Source organism: Ensifer sp. (genome assembly GCF_035999185.1).
In the GTDB taxonomy this organism is placed as follows: Bacteria; Pseudomonadota; Alphaproteobacteria; order Rhizobiales; family Rhizobiaceae; genus Ensifer.
On the sequence record NZ_DASYHB010000119.1, the window covers coordinates 1 to 20,532 of the forward strand.

The window sequence follows — 20,532 nt, forward strand, 5'->3', positions numbered from 1 at the left end:
TGAGCCGGCCGTCATCTGGCCGTACATCATCAGCCCCTTGCGATCGAGCTCATGGAAATGATCCCACGTGCCCCAATGCGGCACGAGGTTGGAGTTCGCGATCAGCACGCGCGGCGCATCCACATGCGTGCGAAACACGCCGACCGGCTTGCCGGATTGCACCAGCAATGTCTGATCCGCTTCCAGCTGCTTCAGCGCGGAGACGATGCGGTCGAAGCTCTCCCAATCGCGTGCGGCGCGGCCGATGCCGCCATACACGACGAGCTCGCTGGGCCGCTCGGCGACATCCGGATCGAGGTTGTTCATCAGCATGCGCAGCGGCGCTTCGGTCAGCCAGCTCTTGGCGTTGAGCGTTGTGCCCTGGGGGGCGCGCACGTCGCGAATGTTGTGGCGCGGATTGTTGATAGTCATGCCTCGCTCCCTGTCTGTGTCTTGAGGTCAAATGCCGTTGTTTCGATGCGGTTCAGAATGGCTTTCAGCGGCTCGCGCAGCAGTGCGGTGCGGGCAGCGTCGAGCGCGAAGGGCGGCTCTTCGGCGGCAAGATGGGTCGACTGTGCGAGCTCCATCTGGATCGCGTGCACGCCGGTTTCCGGGCGGCCGTAGTGGCGGGTCGTCCAGCCACCCTTGAAGCGGCCGTTGAGAATGCTGGTGTAACCTTTTGCTGCAGCAGTAATATCGGCGGCAGCCCTCTCGATTTCAGCCGCGCAGGTCTTGCCCATATCCGTGCCAATGTTGAAGTCCGGCAGCTTTCCTTCGAACAGGAAGGGAATATGCGAGCGGATCGAGTGGCAGTCATAGAGCACCGCGACACCGTGGATCGTCTTGACCCGCTCGATCTCCGCGGCAAGCGCTGCGTGATAGGGCGCGTGGAACGCCTGAAGACGCTCGGCGATATCAGCTTCATCAGGTTCCTGGCCGTCTTTCCAGATCGACTTGCCGTCGAAATCCGTTTCCGGAACCAGGCCGGTTGTATTCTGGCCGGGATAGAGACTGACGCCGGCCGGATCGCGGTTGGCGTCGATCACGTAGCGATGGAAGGTGGCGCGAACGACGGTCACGTCCTTCAGGAGGCCATCATAGAGCTCGTGGATGTGCCAGTCGGTATCGGCGAGGATGCGGCCGTTGTCGTTCAACCGGTCCCAGATCGCAGCCGGCACCTCGGTGCCGGTGTGCGGAAAGCCGAGAATGACCGGCGAATTGCCTCTCTTGACCTCGTAGACCGCCATTTCAGGCCTCCAGGCTGGGCAGGACGCCTGCGGAAACCGCCGCATTCAGGCGGCCCGAGGCGATGAGATCGCCGGCTGCCTTCAGGTCATCGGCCATATAGCGGTCTTCCTCGATCGTCGGCGAGACCGCGCGAAGAGCGGCCGCCGCTTTCTGAAGCTCGGGGCTGGTTGCCAGTGGCGCACGGAACTCGACGCCCTGAACAGCGGTCAACGCCTCGATGCCGACAATCGAGAACAGGTTTTCGGTCATCAGCAGCAGACGGCGGGCGCCGTGGCAGGCCATGGAAACATGGTCTTCCTGGTTGGCCGAGGTCGGCGTCGAGTCGACCGAGGCCGGGTGCGAGAGCTGCTTGTTCTCCGACATCAGTGCTGCGGACGTGACCTCGGCAATCATCAGGCCGGAGTTGAGGCCAGGCTTCTTGGCGAGGAAGGCCGGCAGGCCGTAGGAGAGGGCGGGGTCGACCAGCAGCGCGATGCGGCGCTGCGAGATCGCGCCGATCTCGCAGACGGCAAGTGCGATCTGGTCGGCGGCAAAGGCCACCGGCTCGGCGTGGAAATTGCCGCCGGAGACGACGGAATTGTCCGAGAGCACCAGCGGGTTGTCGGTAACGGCGTTGGCTTCGATCTCAAGCGTGCGGGCGACCGAACGCAAGATGTCGAGGCAGGCGCCATCGACCTGCGGCTGGCAACGGATGCAATAGGGATCCTGTACGCGCTCGTCGCCTTCGATGTGGCTCTCGCGGATGGCGGAGCCGGCAAGCAGGGCGCGCAGAGCGGCGGCGGTATCGATCTGACCGCGGTGGCCGCGCAACGTGTGGATATCGGGATGGAACGGAGCGGACGAGCCCATGGCGGCGTCCGTCGACATGGCGCCGGTGATCAGCGCTGCCTGTGCGGCGCGGTGGGCGCGGAAGAGACCGGCCAGCGCAAGTGCTGTCGAGGTCTGGGTGCCGTTGATCAGTGCCAGGCCTTCCTTGGCGGCGAGCACGACCGGGGTCAGGCCGGCGGCGGCAAGCGCCTTTGCGCCCGACAGACGTTCGCCTCGGTAGAAGGCCTCGCCATGGCCCATCATGACGGCTGCCATATGGGCGAGTGGGGCAAGGTCGCCGGACGCGCCGACTGATCCCTTTTCGGGGATCACGGGGATGACGCCCTTCTCAAGCATGGCCTCAATCAGCCGCACCAGTTCAAGACGGACGCCGGAGGCGCCGCGGCCGAGCGAGACGAGCTTCAGCGACAGGATGAGGCGCACGATGTTTTCGGCAAGCGGCTCCCCGACGCCGCAGCAATGCGACAGGATCAGGTTGCGCTGCAGCGTTGCGACGTCGGCGCTGTCGATCTTGATCGAGGCGAGTTTGCCGAAGCCGGTATTGATGCCGTAGACCGGGGCGTTGCCGGCGACGATCTCGGCGATGCGGGCCGCTGCCTTGTTGATGCCGGCGTCGAAGGACGGGTCGAGACGGGCGGGCTCACCGGTCCAGTAGATGGTTTCAAGGTCGCGAAGGGGCACGGAGCCCGGGTGAAGAATGATGGTCATTGACCGGTCCTTTGCCCTTTGAAGATGCGTTCATGAAGCGGATTGAAGCCGATGCGATAGACGAGCTCGGCCGGATCCTCGATGTTCCAGATCGCCAGATCGGCCGACTTGCCGACCTCGATTGTTCCTGTTTCCCTGAGAAGACCGAGCGCGCGCGCAGCTTCGCGCGTGGCGCCGGCCAGGCACTCGGCAACCGTCAGCCGGAAGAACGTCGCCGACATGTTCATGGTGAGCAGCAGCGAGGTCAGCGGCGAGGTGCCGGGATTGCAATCCGTGGCGATCGCGATCCGTGCGCCGGCGTCGCGCAGCGCCTGAACCGGCGGCAGGCGCTCTTCACGCAGGGCATAGAAGGCGCCGGGCAAAAGCACGGCGACGGTGCCAGATTTGGCAAGTGCAGCGGCGCCTTCGGCGTCGAGATATTCGAGATGATCGGCCGAGAGCGCGCCATAGGAGGCAGCGAGCTTTGTGCCGCCGAGGTTGGACAGCTGTTCGGCATGGAGCTTTACCGGCAGGCCGAGTGCCTTGGCGCGGTCGAAGACACGGGCGATCTCGGCGGTCGAAAAGGCGATGCCTTCGCAGAAACCGTCGACTGCATCGACCAACCCTTCGGCATGTGCGGCGTCGAGGCCGGGCAGCACGACATCGGTGACATAGTCGCCGTTTCGGCCCTTGTAGTCGGCGGGTGTCGCATGCGCGGCGAGGTAGCTGGTTACGACGCGGAGCGGGCGGAGTGTCTCGAGCTTGCGTGCGGCGCGCAGCATGTTGAGCTCGGCCGTAATGTTCAGGCCGTAGCCCGACTTGATTTCGACGGTCGAGACACCTTCGGAAAGAAGCGTGTCGAGTCGCGGCAGCGCGCTTTCGACGAGCTGATCAACGGTCAGCGCATTGGTCGCCTTGACCGAGGAAACGATGCCGCCGCCGGCGCGCGCGATCTCTTCGTAAGTTGCGCCTTCAAGCCGCATCTGGAACTCGCGGGCACGGTTGCCGCCGTGCACGAGATGGGTGTGGCAGTCGATGAGCGACGGCGTCATGACGCGCCCCTGGCAATCGGTCGCCTCAAGGCTGCGGGAGAACTCGGCGGGGAGATCCGCTTCCGGTCCCGCATAAGCGATACGACCGTCGACGACCGCAACGGCCGCGTCTTCAACGAGGCCGAGCCCTTCAGCGTTTTCGCTGACGGTCACGAGGCGCACATTGCGCCAAATGCCGGATGCCTTGTTGCTGGTCGAGAGTTCGTTCATCGGGTCGCCTCCACTGGATATAATGTATATACATAATAAGTCGCTCTACAAGAGGAAAATTGGGAGACGGGCGGAAAAAGAAAGGGCGTTGGGCGCACCGGAAAGCGATGAGACATTTGAACAGATCATTCTAGAAAACTGATTTCGGGCCATTTTTTGCACGTCCGCCGTCTTGAGGGCGCGCAAAAAGAAAGGCCCCGAACCGAAGGTCCGGGGCCGCTATTTATGTCTCCTGGCGATTCAATCGCGAGGCTCGCTTGCGAGCCAAAGGCCTGCCGCGGCGAAAATGGATCACGCTAAGCCGCGTGATCCGCCTTCATGCGCAGCCGTTCGACCACCTCGACGAAACGATTGCCGGCGATATCGAGCCTGCCGCTGTTGTCGATGATACTGACGCCCGGCCCGGACGTAACGTCTGGGGCCTGCCGGCTCAGCCGCCGTAGCACCTGCTCCTCGCTCTCGCGGCCGCGCTCGGCAAGGCGCTTTGCCAGCACCGGTGCCTCGGCGGTGACGACGACAACGGCGATATCCCCGAAGGCTTCGCGGAATGCCGGCAAGGCGCCGCGGCTGCCGTTGACGATCGCAGTCATGCCACTGCGGACATTATCGAGCACCACGGAAGGGATGCCGTACTTCAGCCCATGCGCGTCCCAGAAGACGGCGAAGGCGCCGTCCTTCTGCATGCCGACGAATTCGTCTTCCGAGACGCTTTCATGCACTTCGCTGCCGGCATCCGAGGGACGGGTGATGACGCGCCGGACGAAATGTACGTCGTGACAGTCGGCAAAATGCCGGGCGGCAAACCCCATGACGCTGTCCTTGCCGGCGCCGCTCGGGCCGACGACGACGACCAGTGCACCTGCACCCTGTTCGCTCGCGCTCATGCGACACGCCGTCCTTCGCGCCAGACGGAGCGCACAACCGGGATGCCTTCTCTGCGGTGGACGCGGGCGATATCAGCGCGCAGGCCGACGGCGACGCGACCGCGGTCGTCAAGGCCGACGGTGCGGGCCGGCGTCGAGGTCACCATCGAAATCGCCTTCGGCAGGTCAATGGCTTCCAGTTCGTCGGAGAGCACGAACGGCGCGTGGATCAGGCTGAAGGGCACATAATCCGACGACAGCACGTCGAGCACGCCACGCTCAGCGAGATCGCGTGCAGCGATGTTGCCGGAGTGCGACTTGCCGCGCACGATGTTCGGCGCGCCCATGAGCACGCTCAGGCCCGCACGGTGCGAGGCTTCTGCCGCTTCGAAGCTCGTCGGGAATTCGGCAAGCTTGATGCCGAAGCCGATGGATTCGTCGACATGGGCGATCGTCGCGTCGTCGTGGCTGGCAATGGTGATGCCGCGGGCGGCACAGGCCTCAGCGAGCGCGGTGCGGTGCGGGCCGGCATATTTGGCCGAAAGCGCCTGCTGGCGTGCAACGAAACGCTCGAATTCGGCATCCGACAGGCCGCGCTTGGATTTGTAGTAAAGCGTGTACTGGTCCATCGTCTGGAACTGACGCTGGCCCGGCGCGTGGTCCATTAGCGAGACGAGCTTGACCTGCGGGTCGTCCCGGAAGTCCTCGTAGTGGTCGAGCACGTCGGAGGTGGAGACCTCGCAGCGCAGGTGGATCAGGTGGTCGGCGCGAAGGCGCCCTTCTTCCTTGGCTTGCGCAAGCGCATCGGCCATGCTGCGCATCTCACCCTTCTGAAAGCCGCCGTCTTCGTCAGAACCGAGACGCAGGCAATCAAAGACGGTCGTGATCCCTGACGTCACGACCTGGGCGTCATGCGCCTGGATCGCCGCGATCTTCAGCCAGCGCACACCGGGGCGCGGCGAATAGTGGGCTTCGAGGTGATCGGTGTGCAGTTCGATGAGGCCGGGGATCAGGTAGTCGCCTTCAAAGTCTTCACCGGTGGCGACCGTTCCTTCTGAAATGTCTGCAATCTTGCCGTCGCGGATCAGCACCGTGCCGTCGAGGATGCTATCCTCGAGAACGATGCGGGCGTTGGTCAAAACCTGTTCTTTGCTCATCTCATGCAATCTTTCGTTGGGTGTCGCTGCCGAGCGGCAGCAGGGAGCGGACAGTAAATGGGGCACCGCGCTCGGGTTCGACGAAGAGCGCGACTGACGTTACGTGAAGCGGCTTGCCGATATGCTCGGCGAAGGTGGTTTCGAGCGCGGAGCGCATGGCGCCTGCGTCCTCGGCAGGCACAGGGCCTGTCAAAGTCAGATGGAACTGAAATTCCTCGAATACATAGGGATAGCCCCATTCCTTCAGGTACCGCCGTTGGCGATCCGGAAGCGTTTCGGGCTTGCGACGGGCAAAATCCGCGTCGGATAGCGGCGCGCGGAAGGGATCGAAGCGGTGAACCGCGTCTTCGGCGAGATCCTGCAGGTCATCTGAAGGGGCGGCGGGCACGAGCGCGAAGAACGGACCCAGCTGGTGGAGAACGATCTCCGGGATGACGAACGGTTCGAGGTCGGCCGCGAAGCATTCGAAGATGCCGAGAAGCTCGTCCTCGCTGCGACCTTCGGCCAGTTCGAACGGAGCCTTCAGCGTGCCGTGGAAGCCGTAGCGGCGCGGATCGGCCGTCAGTGCGTGCAGCCGCTCCTTGTCGATCCCCTCGACCGGTGCCGGATCGAGGTGTTTGCCGGTAAAGGCATCACGGCCGAGCCAACGGGACGCGACCTGCGACAGCCGGTCGTCCGCCGGTGGCGCGAAATAGATTGCATAACGCACGGTCTTCACTTTCCTGTAGCGACCGGCCCGCCGAGGCGGCGGGTCGATTGTTTGCGGGATGCGATGCGCAGCTAGCCGATTTCCGTGACAACATCATGATGGCAGACGCGCAAAAGCATGCTTGTCGTCAATGGGCCTTGCGACCGATCAGCCGTGAACGGCACGCGTTCGAGATGCTGTCGAAAATAAAGACAACCAGCAAGATTAGAAGCACCATGTAGGCGACATTTTCCCAATCGGAGTTGGTCCGCATCGCTTCCCAGAGCTTCAGGCCGATACCGCCCGCGCCGACAGCGCCGATGATCGTCGCCGAGCGGGTGTTCGATTCCCAGAAATAGAGCGCCTGGCTGGCAAAGACCGGCAGCACCTGCGGCAGCACTCCGAAGCGCTGGACGGCAAGCGGCGCCGCACCCACCGACTTGACGCCTTCGCGCTGCTTGTCGTCGATGTTCTCCAGCGCTTCGGAATAAAGTTTCCCGAGCGTGCCGGTGTCAGTGAAGAAGATCGCCGAAATGCCGGCGAGTGGTCCGGGGCCGAAGGCGCGGGTGAAAAACAGCGCCCAGATGAACATATCCACCGACCGCAAGAAATCGAAGAAGCGCTTGACGATCTGGTTGGTCATGAAGCTCGGGGTGATGTTCCGGGCCGCAAGGAAGCAGAGCGGGAAGGCGATCAACGACGCAAAGAGCGTTCCGACGAAAGCCATCACGACCGTCTGCAGGAGCTTGGTCCAGACGTCCAGATGCTGCCATTCGGCGTTGTAGAGGATGTTGTTCCAGGCCAGCGACAGGTTCGAGCGGGCGGGGTCGATGCGCTCGCCGGAGGCGATGAGCGAAGCGATGTCGCCATAGCTCTTGCCGAAGAAAGGCGAGTTGGTGTCGAAAAGGAAGTTCGCCCAGCCGAAGAAGCGATTGCGGATGGAGATCTCGTCACCTTCGACTTCGGCCCAGCCGGTCGCGCCGAAGGCGAGAGTGATTTTCTCGCCGGGCCGCTTCTGGGTTGCCCAGGCGGGGAGCTTGCCCTGCGGCCTAACGGTCTCGCTGCCGTCGACGGCCATGACGAGCGTTTCGCCGCGATGAACGGCCTTGACCAGGCCGTCGGCGATCTCGATTTTCGTTCCTCGGTCGTAGGTTATAACGACCCGAGTCAGCACGTCTTCGGTCCGCGTTTCGATGCGGTTCTGCGCTTCGGGCGCCGCGCTGCCGCCAAGGGCGGAACCGGGGGTCATGAAGCTGAAGGACGAACTCGCCTTCGGCTTGGCGGTCTGTGTGGAGGCGGGAATCTCGACCTGGCGCGTCACGGTCTTCTTGTCGAGTTCCACCCAGTCCGGATTGGGGTTGCGGCCGAGCGGCGAGTTGCGCTGGTAGGCAAGGCTCATCGTCCGGTCGGGGACGACATGGATTTCCGGGCGCACCTCGTAGGAAACCCAGTCGGCAAGATAGGTGCCGGCGATGCCCCAATTGGCGTTGCCCAGAACCTGCCCGATCGAAAAGAACCACCAGCTGAAAACGAGATAGGCAACAACACCGCCCGTGATCGCTGCGGCACGCACGCGCCTGGAGGTGGAAGATTGTAGCAGCTGCGGGTGGCGGGCCGCGATCGCGTCCATCTCCATCGCGTTGAATCGTGTGGTCGTGGTCATGGTGCGCACCTACTGGGCAAGCTGGAAGGCCTGCTCGCCAACGAGGCGACGGCGAAGCCAGGCGGAAAACTGGTCGACCGCAAAAATGGTCGCGAAAAGCAGGATGACGATGGCCAGCGTCTTGGCCTGATGCCCCTGGCCGATCGACAGGCGCAGGAGCTCACCAATGCCGCCGCCGCCGACGGCGCCGATGATGGTCGAGGCGCGCACATTGATCTCGAGGCGCAGGAGGAAGTAGCTGGCGAAATTGGGAAGCACCTGCGGCACCATGCCGAACCAGACGCGCTCGATCCAGTTGCCGCCGGCAGCCTTCAGGCCTTCGTCCGGCTTCATGTCGGCGTTTTCGACGACTTCATAGAAGAGCTTGCCGAGGGCGCCGATGGTGTGGATCGACACGGCCGCGATCGCCGGGATGGGGCCGAGTGACAGGATCGCCAGGAAGAAGCCGGCGATGACAACCTCGGGAAACGCGCGCAGGATTTCCATGACGCGGCGAACGAGGCCGCGGATCCAGGGATTGGGCATCAGGTTGCGTGCTGCGAGGAAACACAAGACGAAGCCCAGCGCCGTGCCGATGACCGTGGAGAAGATCGCGATGTTCACGGTCTCCAGCATCTTGTGCACGTATTCGGGGATGTAGAAGCTGTCGGTCAGGTACAGCCGACCTTCGGGGTAGTTGTACTTGAAGCTGCCGTCGTCATAGGGCGAAGGCAGGTCGAACATGGCGCGGAAGATTTCCATGCCGTCGCGCGGCGCAAGATCGCCGACGAAATCGAAGAAATGCGGCAGCCGATCGAAGAACTTTCCGGCATTGGAATCGTTGGCGAACCAGAGCGAGCCGGAGAGCGCCAGCAACAGGACGCCGAAGCCGAGCCAGGAATAGAGCCGGCGGCGGGAGTTGAGTTCCTGCCAATGGCGCTCGACGAGCGTGCCGTTATCGCTCAGGTGCCGCGGGAGCATGGAGGTTGCCATGAAAGTTCCGGCTGAAGCCGGCCTCTGGGAAAGTATGAAATGCACTTGCTCAAACGATGAAACGCTGGCCGTTTGAGCGGCCAGCGTTCCCGGATGATGCGGATTATCAGCCGCCGATGGTTGCCTTGCGGGCGTCGATGATCGGCTTGTAGAAGTCGGAGTTGACTTCGGTGAAGCCGGTAAAGTCACCGCCCTGGATGGCGGAGAAGCAGGCGGCATCGGTCTTCGGCAGGTCGAGCATGAACTGCTTGAACTTCGCCTTCATGTCGTCGTTCATCGTCGAGCGGACCACGATCGGGCCGTTCGGGATCAGCGGCGACTTCCAGAGTTCGACCAGGTCGTTCATGTCGAGGATGCCCTTGTCGACCATCTTCTTCAGGTTGCCCGAGGTGTAGCCGTCCTTGAATTCGCCAACGCCCGAACCGAAGGTCGTGCCGGCATCGAACGTGCCCTTGACGACTTCGAGAACGAGGTTTTCGTGACCGCCGCCGAAGCCGGTCTCACCGAAGAATTCCTTGACCGGGGCGCCAATCGCTTCCGGCAGGGTGACGAGCGGGACGAGGTAGCCCGAGGTGGAATCCGGGTCGGCGAAGCCGAGCTTCTTGCCCTTCAGGTCTTCAAGCTTGGTGATGCCGCTGTCCTTGCGGGCCACCATGATCGAGTGGTAGCCGGTCGAGCCGTCGGTCTGGACCGTCGTCAGGATCGGCTCGACGGCGTCAGCCTTGGCGAGGTAGATCTTGGCGTAGCCGGAAGCGCCGAGTTCGGCGTAGTCGAGCGTGCCGCCGAGCAGGCCCTGGATAACGCCGTCATAGTCGGCGGCCGGGAACAGCGAGACCTTTTCGACGCCGATGGCGGCCGGAAGCTTGTCGACGAGGCACTGGAAGTTGCGCAGGCGGTCGGCTTCGTTTTCGCCGCCGATGATGCCGACGCGGAATTCCTTGAGGTCTTCAGCCTGGGCGTGGCCGACGAGGGCGAGGAGCGCGACGGCGCCCAGAAGAGCTTTCTTCAGCATAAGGTTCTCCCGTGTGTCCGGCTCGGCCGGATCCAATTCGGTTGCAAAGAGGTGCCCTTGACGCGGGCTTTCGATCGTGGCGGGCGTCAGATGCCGGCCAGTGCCAGCGGCTTGAGGCCGGCCGATGCCGTTTCTTCCAGCGGTACGGCCGCTGGAATGTTGATGCTGGTGGAGGTCATCGATTCCTCGATGCCCGTTTCGGCGCCGTAGATCTCGGCGACGGCTGCCGCCGTCAGATCCCTGGGCTGGCCGTCGAAGACGACGCGACCATGCGCCATGCCGATGATGCGTTCGCAGTAGTTGCGCGCAGTATCGAGCGTATGAAGGTTGGTGATGACGGTAATGCCGTCGCGTTCGTTGATGTCGCGCAGGGCGTCCATGACGATCTTGGCGTTGAGCGGATCGAGCGAGGCGATCGGCTCGTCGGCAAGAAGCACCTTTGGCTGCTGCATCAGCGCGCGGGCGATTGCGACGCGCTGCTGCTGGCCGCCCGAAAGCGTGCCTGCGGGCTGAAGGGCGGTCTGTTCAATGCCAAGGCGCTCAAGCGCACCGATCGCCATGATCCGCTCTTCGCGGGTAAACATGTTGAGGATGCTGAGCACCGTCGAACGGTGGTTGAGGCGGCCGAGCAGCACGTTGGTGAGCACGTCGAGGCGCGGCACAAGGTTGAACTGCTGAAAGATCATGGCGCAGTCGCGCTGCCAGTTGCGCAGGGAAGCACCGCGCAGCGACGACACTTCAGCGCCGTCGTAAACGATCGAGCCCGACGACAGGTCGACGAGGCGGTTGATCATGCGCAGGAGCGTCGACTTTCCGGCGCCGGATCGGCCGATCACGCCGACCATCTGCCCCTGGGGGATGTCGAAGGTAACCGAACTCACGGCTGTCTTCTTGCCGAACTGGCGGGTTACGTTCTTCAACTGAAACATTTCTAGCAGGTCCTCTTTCGGGGAGACCGGTCATCGGTATGACACCTGCCATATCGGCGCTTCATGAAAGCGAAATGTCAGTTTGTTGTAAGTTCTGTTACAGTTCACAGCCGGACCGACTGGGTTAACCAAATGTGAACGGAGCCGCACGCGAATACTCCCTGCGGGGGCAGGCGCCGGGCTTTATCGCTTCGGGCGGCCGCCCTGTTCGATCTGACCCAAGGGCGAGTCCATGCCCGGTCCGTCAGATAGAGCGCACGGCGCTCCTCACTTTCCTTCTGTGGCGAGGCCACCGATCAGAAAGTCGAGGCCTTTGCGAAATGTGCCGTCCCAATCGCTGTCGAGCAGCAGTCGGGAGCGTTCGATTGTCGGGTAGCGTTCGTTGAGGCCTGTCACGCGCTTCTGCGCAGCAGCCTGGTCGTCGTCCGAGCGGTCGAAATTCGCCCGCGTGACGGTTGCGCCGATCACGTAGTTCCAGAGCGACCATATCGCGACGTTCAAGTCAGCATCCGCGACACCGGCGCGCGACAACGTCGCGCTCAGCAGCTCCAGACGGCCGAGGATGTTCGGGCCGAGGGCACGGCGCGGCAACAGCGATGCCGACCAGGGATGGCGCAGCATGCAGACGCGCCAGTCTTCGAGCTGACGAACCACGTCCTCGCGCCAGTCCAGAGCTAAAGCCGCTTGCGGTGGCGCGCGATGTTGGAGCGCCGCATCGAGCGCCAGATCAAAGACCTTCTCCTTGTTCTCGACGTGCCAATAGAGGCTCATTGCGCCTGCGCCGAGACGGTCGGCCAGCCGCCGCATCGTCAATCCGTCGACGCCTTCTGCGTCCAGCAGGTCGACTGCGGTCGCGACGATGCGCTGAAGGGAGAGAGGCTGTTCACCGTTCCGCTGCTGTGCGGACTGGGGCGAGGAAACCGTCCTTCGCGGCTTCCTGGTCTCTGTGCTGCTGCGTTTCGCCGCCATCCGTCTTCCTTGCTGACCAGAACGTCGATTTACCTCGACAATGCGGGGGATGTCGACTCCGGGCGATTGACTCGTACGGCGTACGATGTCATCAAATCGTACGCCGTACGAGTCAATTGTTTCGGCAATGCCTGAAGCTGAAGCCTGCGGGCCGCGTGCGTACGCCGCTCGCTGCCCCGGAGCTGAGAGAAAAATGATGTCACGCACAATCAATCATGTGCTTATCGGAGGGATAATTGTCATGATCACGGGAACGCCCGCTCAGGCGACAGCAGCCGAGAACGATCTCAAGCTGACCATCGTCAACCCGCAGAACCTCTACGATCCGACGCCGAATGGCTATAGCACGGCCGTGATCGTGCCCAGCGACGCCCGGCTGGCCTACATTTCCGGGCAGGGCGGGCAGGACAGCACCGGAGCCCTGTCGCCCGACTTCGCTGTCCAGGTGAAGCAGGCCTATGCCAATCTTGGCGCCGCTCTGGACGCACTCGGCGCAAGGCGGGATCAGGTCGCCAAGCTCACGGTCTTCGTCGTCGATCACGACATGTCAAAGCTTGGGGTCCTGACCTCCAGCGTCAAGGACATGTTCGGCAACGCGTTGCCGGCGCAGACATTGATCCCGGTGCCGAAGCTCGCGGTCGACGGTATGCTGTTCGAGGTTGAGGCTGTCGCGGTCATCGACTGACGAAGCTATAATGCCGGCACGGTCTTTCAGGCCGGTCTTGCCGGTCTGTCGCGGTATGCAGCGAACCCGTGGCGCGTTGGCGCCGCGGTTTTCTAGCTCTCAGCCCCAGGCTCCAATTGGGCCCCGGGAACATAGAGTGCAATCGGCCGGATCTCGTAGATGGCCGTCGGGTTGCTGCGACGGAGTTCGCGCGCGGCTGCGATCGCCGCTTCCATCGACGGAAAGTCCACGACGTAAAGGCCGAGCAACTGCTCCTTGGTTTCGGCGAACGGCCCGTCGGTGACGATGCCTTCACCCTTGCCCCTCAGCGTTACGGCGCCCTCGGTGGGGCCAAGGCGTGCGGCAGGGCCAAAGGCCTTCTCTCGGACGAACCGGTCATGGACCTGGAGAAGCTCGGTCATCAGGGCCGCATCCTCCTCTTCACTCCAGGACTCGACCACGCCTGCGGTATGATAAGCCAGGATTGCATAATACATGAACCGTCCTCCCGGGCGTATTCCTGTCAGGTTTCGTCGATCGCTTCAATCGGGTCGCGTGCCTCCGGTACCACGGGTGCAACCAATTTTGGCCGTCTGGCCACAGCGGGCGCTGTAAGCTGACTAGGCTTCCAGACGCGCCGGGGCGAACTTTAGGGGATTGAGGCCGACCGCTTCGAAGCCATCCGGTGGCGCTGCGCCGACCAGAAGGTTGGCAGCGAGTGCGCCGAGTGCTGGCGACGTGAGGATGCCGTAGCCGCCTTGGCCGGCAAGCCAGAAGAAGTCCGGCCGCTCGCGGGCAAAACCGATGACCGGCAGCCTGTCGGGCGCAAAGCTGCGCATGCCGGCCCAGCTCTTGAAGATGCGACGCACCGGTACGGTCGTTGCCTCTTCGACGTAGTGGGCGGCCCAGGCAACGTCGATTTCCTCGGGCTGGACGTCGGCCGGTTCGCATGGCGTTGCGTCGGCGGGCGAGGAAAGCAGCCGTCCGCCCTCGGGCTTCATATAGAAGTCTTCGTCGATCTCGTTGATTTCCGGCAGGGTCAACGCGTCGATATCGTCGGTGAGATCGACGGTGATCGCGGTGCGGCGGTGCGGCACGATGCCGACCGGGGTGACGCCGAAGAGTTCGGCGACCGGATCGGCCCAGCCGCCGGCCGCATTGACGATCGTTTTCGCGCTGACCTCGCCGCTACTCGTCGCAAGTACCCACCGACCATCCCTTCGTTGCGGGGCAAGCACGTCACTGCGCTCGATGATCTCCGCACCGTGGCGGCGCGCGCCGCGGACGTAGCCCTGCAGCAGGTTCTCGACCTCGATGTCCCAGAATTGCGGATCGTAGAAAGCGGCGGCGACATAGTCGCGTCGCAGGATCGGCACGCGTTCGATCGCCTCGTCGACAGTCAGCCGCTGCAGGCTGGGATTGAAACGGCTCTCCTCGGCGAAAACCTCCTCGAACCGTGCAATCTTCTCGGCATTGGCGATCATGACGCCGCCGCGCTGCTTGAGCAGGGCAACCTCGGAAAAGCCCTCGGGCGGATTGTCGAAGAAGCTCTTGGAGATCGCGGCCAGCGCGCAGACTTCCGGGGCGTTGTAGCGCAGCACGAATTCTGCCGCGGACCGCCCGGTGCTGTGATAGCCGAGCCCTTCCTCCCGTTCGATGACGACGACGGAACGATGTGGCGCCAGGAAATAGGCGAGCGACAGACCCGCTATGCCACCACCAATGATTGCCACGTCGTAGTCGCGCATGTCTGATCCCCGCTTGCTGTTGGCGGGACCATAGGCAAGCCGGAAGCGCCGTTCAAATTTATAACCGGAAAGGTCGCTATCAATTCTGGTGATGTCGAGGCGGGTCGAGGCAATGATCCAATGGCTCCGTGTCGGCGACATGGGCGAGGAATGTTGCTTCAGCCGGATTGAGGATCGCGTTCGGGTTGGAAATCCGGAAGACGTCCGTCGTCGGCAGATCGCTGTAAGGCGGCAGTTGCCAGAGACGGCCCTCGGCCACACCGGCTTCTGCAAGGTGATCTGGCAGCATGCCGATGCCGACATTGGAAGCGATCAGCCGCATGACTTCCTCGACATTGCAGGAGACGGCACGGACCTGCTGGCCAAACGACCCGACCGCGCGCACGGCGGTCACCGAATTCATGTGTTGCCCGCCGAGCACGTCGGCGATGAAGGCAATGTAGGGATTGCCCCTGAGATCATTGAAGTCGACGCCTTCGACACCGAACAGTGGATGATCGCGACCGCAATAGAGGGCATAGCGCTCGCGCACATGAAAGCGCTTGTTGAGCCAATCGGGAATGTTGCCATCGCAAAGGCCGATCGTCGCGATGTTGCGCTCGACGGCGCTCAGCACGTCGACTGTCGTGGCGACCGTCACCGACAGGGTCACCTTCGGATGCTGGCGGAAGAAGCTTTCGAGCTTCCGATCCCAGGCGGGATTGTGGGCGTGGCTCACCGAATGGATGTTGAGGTGGCCGGTCACTTCCTCGCCGGCGGTTTCGAGCACGTTCGGCAACCGGATGACAGCGGCGAAGATGTCGCGACATTGGGCATGGAGACGCGTTCCGGCGTCCGTCAGGTTGAAGCGCCCGGGACGCCGGTCGATAAGCTTCTGGCCTACTGTCTGTTCCAGTCTTTTCAGCGCCATGCTGACGGCCGGTTGCTGCAACAGCAACCGGTTCGCCGCAGCAGTGATGCTGCCTTCCTCGACGAGCACGACGAAGGTGCGCAACAGGTTCCAGTCGAGATTGTGGGCGAAGCGTTCGAGGCGGTCGTTGGCCATGGGGCTGCTTGTGTCTCCTTCGGCCTGTCCCGATTGCACCGGGGATAGCTTCTGAACTTGTCGTCATATTTCAGCGGTTTTGCAACAGGCAGCGCCGCCGTGAAAACCCTGGTCCATTCCCTCAGCGCATGAGGCGGTGCCTCAATTTCGTTTGAAACGGCCTGCACCCCTTGCGATAACGTGAACGGAAAAATCCGATGGGAGAGAGACATGGCCGGCAAGACGCAATTTCAATGGGATGATCCGTTCCTCCTCGACGATCAGTTGACCGAGGACGAACGCATGATCCGCGACACCGCGCGGGCCTATGCGCAAGACCGGCTGCAGCCGCGCGTCATCGACGCCTATCGCGAGGAATCGACCGATCCCGCGATCTTTCGCGAAATGGGCGAGCTTGGCCTGCTCGGCGTAACCGTCTCCGAAACCTATGGCGGCGTCGGCGCCTCCTATGTCGCCTATGGCCTCGTCGCCCGCGAAGTCGAACGCGTCGATTCGGGCTACCGTTCGATGATGAGCGTGCAGTCGTCGCTGGTGATCTACCCGATCTATGCGTACGGCTCGGAAGAACAGAAGCAGAAGTACCTGCCGAAGCTGATCAGCGGCGAATGGATCGGCTGCTTCGGCCTGACCGAGCCGGATGCCGGCTCTGACCCGGCCGGCATGAAGACCCGCGCGATCAAGACCGAGGGCGGCTATCGGCTTGTCGGCTCGAAGATGTGGATCTCCAACGCGCCGCTCGCCGATGTCTTCGTCGTCTGGGCGAAGTCGGAAGCCCATGGCGGCGCCATCCGCGGCTTCGTGCTCGAGAAGGCCATGAAGGGCCTTTCCGCTCCGAAGATTGCCGGCAAGCTGTCGCTGCGTGCCTCGATCACCGGCGAGATCGTCATGGACAATGTCGAGGTCGGCGAAGACGCGCTGCTGCCGAACGTCGAAGGCCTCAAGGGTCCGTTCGGCTGCCTCAACCGCGCCCGCTACGGCATCTCCTGGGGCGCGCTCGGCGCCGCCGAATTCTGCTGGCATGCGGCGCGCCAATACGGCCTCGACCGCAAGCAGTTCAACCGGCCGCTGGCCCAGACGCAGCTCTTCCAGAAGAAACTGGCTGACATGCAGACGGAGATCACCCTCGGCCTGCAGGGCTCGCTGCGCGTCGGCCGCTTGATGGACGATGACCGCATGGCCCCTGAGATGATCTCGCTCGTCAAGCGCAACAACTGCGGCAAGGCGCTCGACATCGCCCGCATGGCCCGCGACATGCACGGGGGCAACGGCATCTCCGAGGAATACCAGGTCATGCGCCACATGGTGAACCTCGAGACGGTCAACACCTACGAAGGCACGCATGACGTTCACGCGCTGATCCTCGGTCGCGCCCAGACCGGCCTTCAGGCCTTCTTCTGAGCGGAGCTATCATGGAAGCGCCGCTGAAGGGCATTCGTGTCCTGGAACTGGCCCGCATTCTCGCGGGCCCCTGGATCGGCCAGACGCTGGCCGATCTCGGTGCCGACGTCATCAAGGTCGAAAGCCCCGCCGGCGACGACACCCGGACCTGGGGGCCGCCCTTCGTTGCCGGCGAAGACGGCGAGAAACTCGACGCTGCCTATTTTCATGCCTGCAATCGCGGCAAGCGTTCCGTGGTGCTCGACTTCACCACCGAGGAGGGGCAGGAGGCCGTGCGACGGCTTGCGGCGCAATCGGACGTGCTGCTTGAAAATTTCAAGGTCGGCGGGCTCACCAAATATGGGCTCGATTACGAGAGCCTGAAGAAGATCAACCCGCGGCTGATCTATTGCTCTGTCACCGGCTTCGGTCAGGATGGGCCTTACGCTCACCGTGCCGGCTACGACTATATCGTCCAGGGCATGAGCGGCATCATGGACCTGACCGGTGAGCCCGATCGTGAGCCGCAAAAGATCGGCGTCGCTTTCGCCGACATCTTCACCGGGCTCTATGGCGTCATCGCCGTCCAGGCAGCACTTGCCCAGCGCGAGCGTACCGGCAAGGGACAGCAGATCGACATGGCGCTGCTCGATTGCATGACGGGCGTTCTCGCCAACCAGGCGCTCAATTTCCTGGTCTCCGGCAAGGCGCCGCGCCGGCTCGGAAATGCCCATCCGAACATTGCGCCCTACCAGGTGTTCCCGACGTCTGACGGTCATCTGATCGTCGCAGTCGGCAACGACCGGCAGTTCGCGAAGTTCTGCATGTTGCTTGGACGTTCGGACCTCTCGACCGACGAGCGGTACCTGACCAATGCCTTGCGGGTACAGAACCGGGAGACGCTGACACCGGCGCTGGCCGCCGAGACGGTCAAGATCGAGCGTGATACGCTGCTGAAGCTGCTCGAAGATGCCGGCGTTCCAGGCGGGCCGATCAATAGCGTTGCCGACGTTTTTGCCGATCCGCAGATAGCGCATCGGCAGATGCGGGTGGACACGCCGCATTCGGGCGCTGCCACCGGCACATCCCCCGGTGTGCGAACACCGATCCGCTTCTCGGACGCTGAACTCGCGCTGGATCGCGGCGTGCCGCGGCTCGGGGAGCACACCGCCGAGGTCTTGGCCGAGATTGGCATGCAGCGCCCGAAGGTAAGCTAACCCAGCGTCAAGCGGGGAAGCCTCTTTCTAAGATGCAGCTGAAGAAAACAGAGAAAAACCCCGGAAATCGCTGAGATTTCCGGGGTTTTTTCGTTCGGCCCAGTATCAGGCCTTGAGTGCGCGGTCGAAGACGCGCGACAACCGTTCGGCGAAGCCGCGCGGATCCTGCGGCTTGTCGCCATCCAGCACACGTGCCTGGTCGAGCAGAAGCTGAACCGCGTCCGACCGGAACGCCGTGTCGCCGGCTGGGCAGGCGGAGATCGCGGTGATCAGCGCGTGGTTCGGGTTGATTTCAAGGATCGGCTTGGGGGCCTCATCGAGGCGACCGGCGCCCTGAAGCATCTTTTCGAGCTGGCGGTCCGGTCCGTGCTCCGGTGCCACCAGGCAAACGGCGCTTTCCGTCAGGCGCTCGGAAGTGCGGACGTCGGATACGCTTGTGCCCAGCGTTTCCTTGGCGAAGGCGACGAAGTCAATGACCAGTTGGCTTGCCTTCGGTGCCTCTTCCTTGCTGCCCTCCGGCTTGGCGATGTTGCCGAGATCGGCAGCACCCTGCGTGATCGATTTCCACGGCTTGCCGTCGAAATCAGGAGCCGACGTGACCCAGAAGCTGTCAACCGGATCGGTCAGGAGCAGCACTTCGATGCCACGTGCGCGGAAACCTTCGAGCTGTGGCGATGCCTTGAGCTGGGCGAGATTGTCGCCGGTCAGATAGTAGATTGCCGACTGGCCGTCCTTCATCTCCTTGACGTAGTCGGCAAGGCTGCGCTGGCTTTCATCTGACGTGGTGGTGCGGAAGCGCGAGAGCTTGATCAGCTGTTCGCGACGCTCGTAATCCTCGTAGATGCCTTCCTTCAGCACGCTGCCGAAGTTCTCCCACACCTTGGCGAAGTTTTCCGGTTCGTTTTCAGCAAGCTTTTCAACCGCCGTCAGCACACGATTGGTCACGCCCTTGCGGATGCTGGCGAGCAGCGGGCTTTCCTGGATCATCTCGCGCGACACGTTCAGCGGCAGGTCGGAGGTATCGACGAGGCCGCGCACGAAACGCAGGTAGCGCGGCAGCAATTCCGCCTCGTCGGTGATGAAGACGCGTTTGACGTAGAGCTTCATGCGGCCCTTGCGGTCCGGGTCGAACAAATCGAATGGCTTCGAGCCGGGAACGAAGGCAAGGGCGGTATATTCATGCCGGCCTTCGGCGCGGAAATGTACCGTCAGGGCCGGGTCGTCGTACTGACCGGCGACCCCGCGGTAGAAGTCCGCATAGTCTTCCTTGCTGATCTCGCTCTTCTGCTTGGTCCAGAGCGCCGTGCCGTCGCCGACCTGCACCGGGTCCGCACCGGGCTTTTCCAGAATGCAGATCGGTACGGGCACATGGCCGGACTGATCCTTGACAATGCGTTCGACCGTCCAGCGCGACGTATAGGTCTTGGCGTCGTCCATCAGGTGCAGCGTGATGCGCGTGCCGCGCGCCGGCGCGTCTGCGAGATCGGCAGCCGATACCGTGTAGCTGCCCTTGCCGTCGGACGACCACAGAAAGGCATGCTCCGAGCCGGCGCGACGGGAAACGACATCGACCTTGTCGGCGACCATGAAGGCGGAATAGAAGCCGACGCCGAACTGGCCGATCAGTTGCGCACCTTCCTTGCCCTGCGCTGCTTCGATCCGCTCCATGAACGCGCGCGTGCCGGAGCGGGCGATCGTGCCGAGCGCTTCGACCAGTTCGTCGCGGCCCATGCCGATGCCGTTGTCCTCGACGACGAGCCGATTGTTTTCCTCATCCAGCGTTAGCGTGATGCGCGGGGTCGGGTCGCCGGCGAGGAGTTCGGGCGAGACGATCGCCTCGTAACGCAGCTTCTCGCAGGCATCCGCAGCGTTCGAAATGAGCTCGCGCAGGAAGACGTTCTTGTCGGAATAGACCGAGTGCACCATCAGGTGGAGCAGTCGTGCCACATCGGCTTCGAAGACATGTTTCTCTACGGACATTTCGGTATCGCTCATTGCCTTGGCAGCTCCTTTGGGTTTCCGCCCCAATTGGCAAGCTGCGTCCAGAATTTCAAGGGTTGTCTTGCGGAGTGCGTGTTTCTGTACGATGCTGCAGTGCGAAGAAGACCGAAAAACTCCATGTGGGAAATGGCCGGCCGCCGGGCGTCGTTTGACGCTCCGCAACAATGACAAATCTCAGCAACAGAGTGTTGCTATGCTCTTTCGACGACCGCGAGGGTCCTCA

At 62.9% G+C, this 20,532-nt stretch carries 18 protein-coding genes and 1 pseudogene; 3 read left to right on the forward strand and 16 right to left on the reverse strand.

The genetic code is table 11. The annotated features are described in order from the left end of the window. The 12 genes and pseudogenes from VGO04_RS14840 to VGO04_RS14895 form a co-directional block, all read right to left on the reverse strand. A pseudogene (locus VGO04_RS14840) lies at positions 1 to 405 on the reverse strand (urocanate hydratase); the annotation flags it as partial. Positions 406 to 407: 2 nt separating this feature from the next. Next, the gene (hutG, locus tag VGO04_RS14845; protein ID WP_327496726.1) at positions 408 to 1,226 is read right to left on the reverse strand and encodes an N-formylglutamate deformylase; all 819 of its coding nucleotides are present in this window, start codon (positions 1,224 to 1,226) and stop codon (positions 408 to 410) included. Between the two features lies 1 nt (position 1,227). Then, on the reverse strand, positions 1,228 to 2,763 hold the full coding sequence (gene hutH / locus VGO04_RS14850) for a histidine ammonia-lyase (RefSeq protein ID WP_327496727.1): 1,536 nt from the start codon (positions 2,761 to 2,763) through the stop codon (positions 1,228 to 1,230). Further along, positions 2,760 to 4,004: an imidazolonepropionase gene (hutI, locus tag VGO04_RS14855; RefSeq protein ID WP_327496728.1), complete on the reverse strand. Its 1,245-nt coding sequence runs from the start codon at positions 4,002 to 4,004 to the stop codon at positions 2,760 to 2,762. The genes hutH and hutI overlap by 4 nt, the downstream gene beginning before the upstream one ends. 296 nt (positions 4,005 to 4,300) lie before the next feature. Further along, positions 4,301 to 4,888: a phosphonate metabolism protein/1,5-bisphosphokinase (PRPP-forming) PhnN gene (gene phnN, locus VGO04_RS14860; protein ID WP_327496729.1), complete on the reverse strand. Its 588-nt coding sequence runs from the start codon at positions 4,886 to 4,888 to the stop codon at positions 4,301 to 4,303. Beyond that, the gene (locus VGO04_RS14865) at positions 4,885 to 6,024 is read right to left on the reverse strand and encodes an alpha-D-ribose 1-methylphosphonate 5-triphosphate diphosphatase (RefSeq protein ID WP_327496730.1); all 1,140 of its coding nucleotides are present in this window, start codon (positions 6,022 to 6,024) and stop codon (positions 4,885 to 4,887) included. Before VGO04_RS14865 ends, phnN begins: the two co-directional genes overlap by 4 nt. Before the next feature lies 1 nt (position 6,025). Continuing rightward, positions 6,026 to 6,733, reverse strand: a complete 708-nt coding sequence (locus tag VGO04_RS14870) for a DUF1045 domain-containing protein (RefSeq protein ID WP_327496731.1) — start codon at positions 6,731 to 6,733, stop codon at positions 6,026 to 6,028. 127 nt (positions 6,734 to 6,860) lie between these two features. Continuing rightward, positions 6,861 to 8,375 (reverse strand): phosphonate ABC transporter, permease protein PhnE, encoded by a 1,515-nt coding sequence (gene phnE / locus VGO04_RS14875; protein ID WP_327496732.1) that lies wholly within the window; start codon positions 8,373 to 8,375, stop codon positions 6,861 to 6,863. Between the two features lie 9 nt (positions 8,376 to 8,384). Beyond that, positions 8,385 to 9,347 (reverse strand): phosphonate ABC transporter, permease protein PhnE, encoded by a 963-nt coding sequence (gene phnE / locus VGO04_RS14880; protein WP_327496733.1) that lies wholly within the window; start codon positions 9,345 to 9,347, stop codon positions 8,385 to 8,387. Positions 9,348 to 9,453: 106 nt separating this feature from the next. Next, positions 9,454 to 10,359: a phosphonate ABC transporter substrate-binding protein gene (phnD, locus tag VGO04_RS14885; RefSeq protein WP_327496734.1), complete on the reverse strand. Its 906-nt coding sequence runs from the start codon at positions 10,357 to 10,359 to the stop codon at positions 9,454 to 9,456. A gap of 86 nt (positions 10,360 to 10,445) precedes the next feature. After that, positions 10,446 to 11,288, reverse strand: a complete 843-nt coding sequence (phnC, locus tag VGO04_RS14890) for a phosphonate ABC transporter ATP-binding protein (protein ID WP_327496735.1) — start codon at positions 11,286 to 11,288, stop codon at positions 10,446 to 10,448. A gap of 267 nt (positions 11,289 to 11,555) precedes the next feature. Continuing rightward, complete coding sequence (locus tag VGO04_RS14895) at positions 11,556 to 12,257, reverse strand: TetR/AcrR family transcriptional regulator (protein ID WP_327496751.1); 702 nt, start codon at positions 12,255 to 12,257, stop codon at positions 11,556 to 11,558. A 196-nt stretch (positions 12,258 to 12,453) separates the two neighbouring features. On the opposite strand from VGO04_RS14895, the gene VGO04_RS14900 reads away from it, so the two are divergent. Continuing rightward, positions 12,454 to 12,942 (forward strand): RidA family protein, encoded by a 489-nt coding sequence (locus tag VGO04_RS14900; RefSeq protein WP_327496736.1) that lies wholly within the window; start codon positions 12,454 to 12,456, stop codon positions 12,940 to 12,942. A gap of 92 nt (positions 12,943 to 13,034) precedes the next feature. On the opposite strand, the gene VGO04_RS14905 is transcribed toward VGO04_RS14900, so the two are convergent. From VGO04_RS14905 to VGO04_RS14915, 3 genes are all read right to left on the reverse strand, one after another. Beyond that, positions 13,035 to 13,418, reverse strand: a complete 384-nt coding sequence (locus VGO04_RS14905; RefSeq protein WP_327496737.1) for a YciI family protein — start codon at positions 13,416 to 13,418, stop codon at positions 13,035 to 13,037. A 123-nt stretch (positions 13,419 to 13,541) separates the two neighbouring features. Next, entirely contained in the window at positions 13,542 to 14,669 is a 1,128-nt protein-coding gene (locus VGO04_RS14910; protein WP_327496738.1) for an FAD-binding oxidoreductase, read from the reverse strand. A 79-nt stretch (positions 14,670 to 14,748) separates the two neighbouring features. Next, entirely contained in the window at positions 14,749 to 15,714 is a 966-nt protein-coding gene (locus VGO04_RS14915) for a LysR family transcriptional regulator (RefSeq protein WP_327496739.1), read from the reverse strand. Between the two features lie 210 nt (positions 15,715 to 15,924). Between VGO04_RS14915 and VGO04_RS14920 the strand changes: the two genes are divergently transcribed. Both VGO04_RS14920 and VGO04_RS14925 read left to right on the forward strand, forming a co-directional pair. Further along, positions 15,925 to 17,112 (forward strand): acyl-CoA dehydrogenase, encoded by a 1,188-nt coding sequence (locus tag VGO04_RS14920; RefSeq protein ID WP_327496740.1) that lies wholly within the window; start codon positions 15,925 to 15,927, stop codon positions 17,110 to 17,112. A gap of 11 nt (positions 17,113 to 17,123) precedes the next feature. Then, positions 17,124 to 18,308 carry a CaiB/BaiF CoA-transferase family protein gene (locus VGO04_RS14925; RefSeq protein WP_327496741.1) on the forward strand — a complete coding sequence of 395 codons (1,185 nt, stop codon included), beginning with the start codon at positions 17,124 to 17,126 and terminating at the stop codon, positions 18,306 to 18,308. Positions 18,309 to 18,413: 105 nt separating this feature from the next. Here VGO04_RS14925 and htpG read toward each other — a convergent pair whose 3' ends face one another. Continuing rightward, a complete protein-coding gene (gene htpG, locus VGO04_RS14930; protein ID WP_327496742.1) occupies positions 18,414 to 20,303 on the reverse strand; it encodes a molecular chaperone HtpG in 1,890 nt (629 codons plus the stop codon). Positions 20,304 to 20,532: the final 229 nt, after the last annotated feature.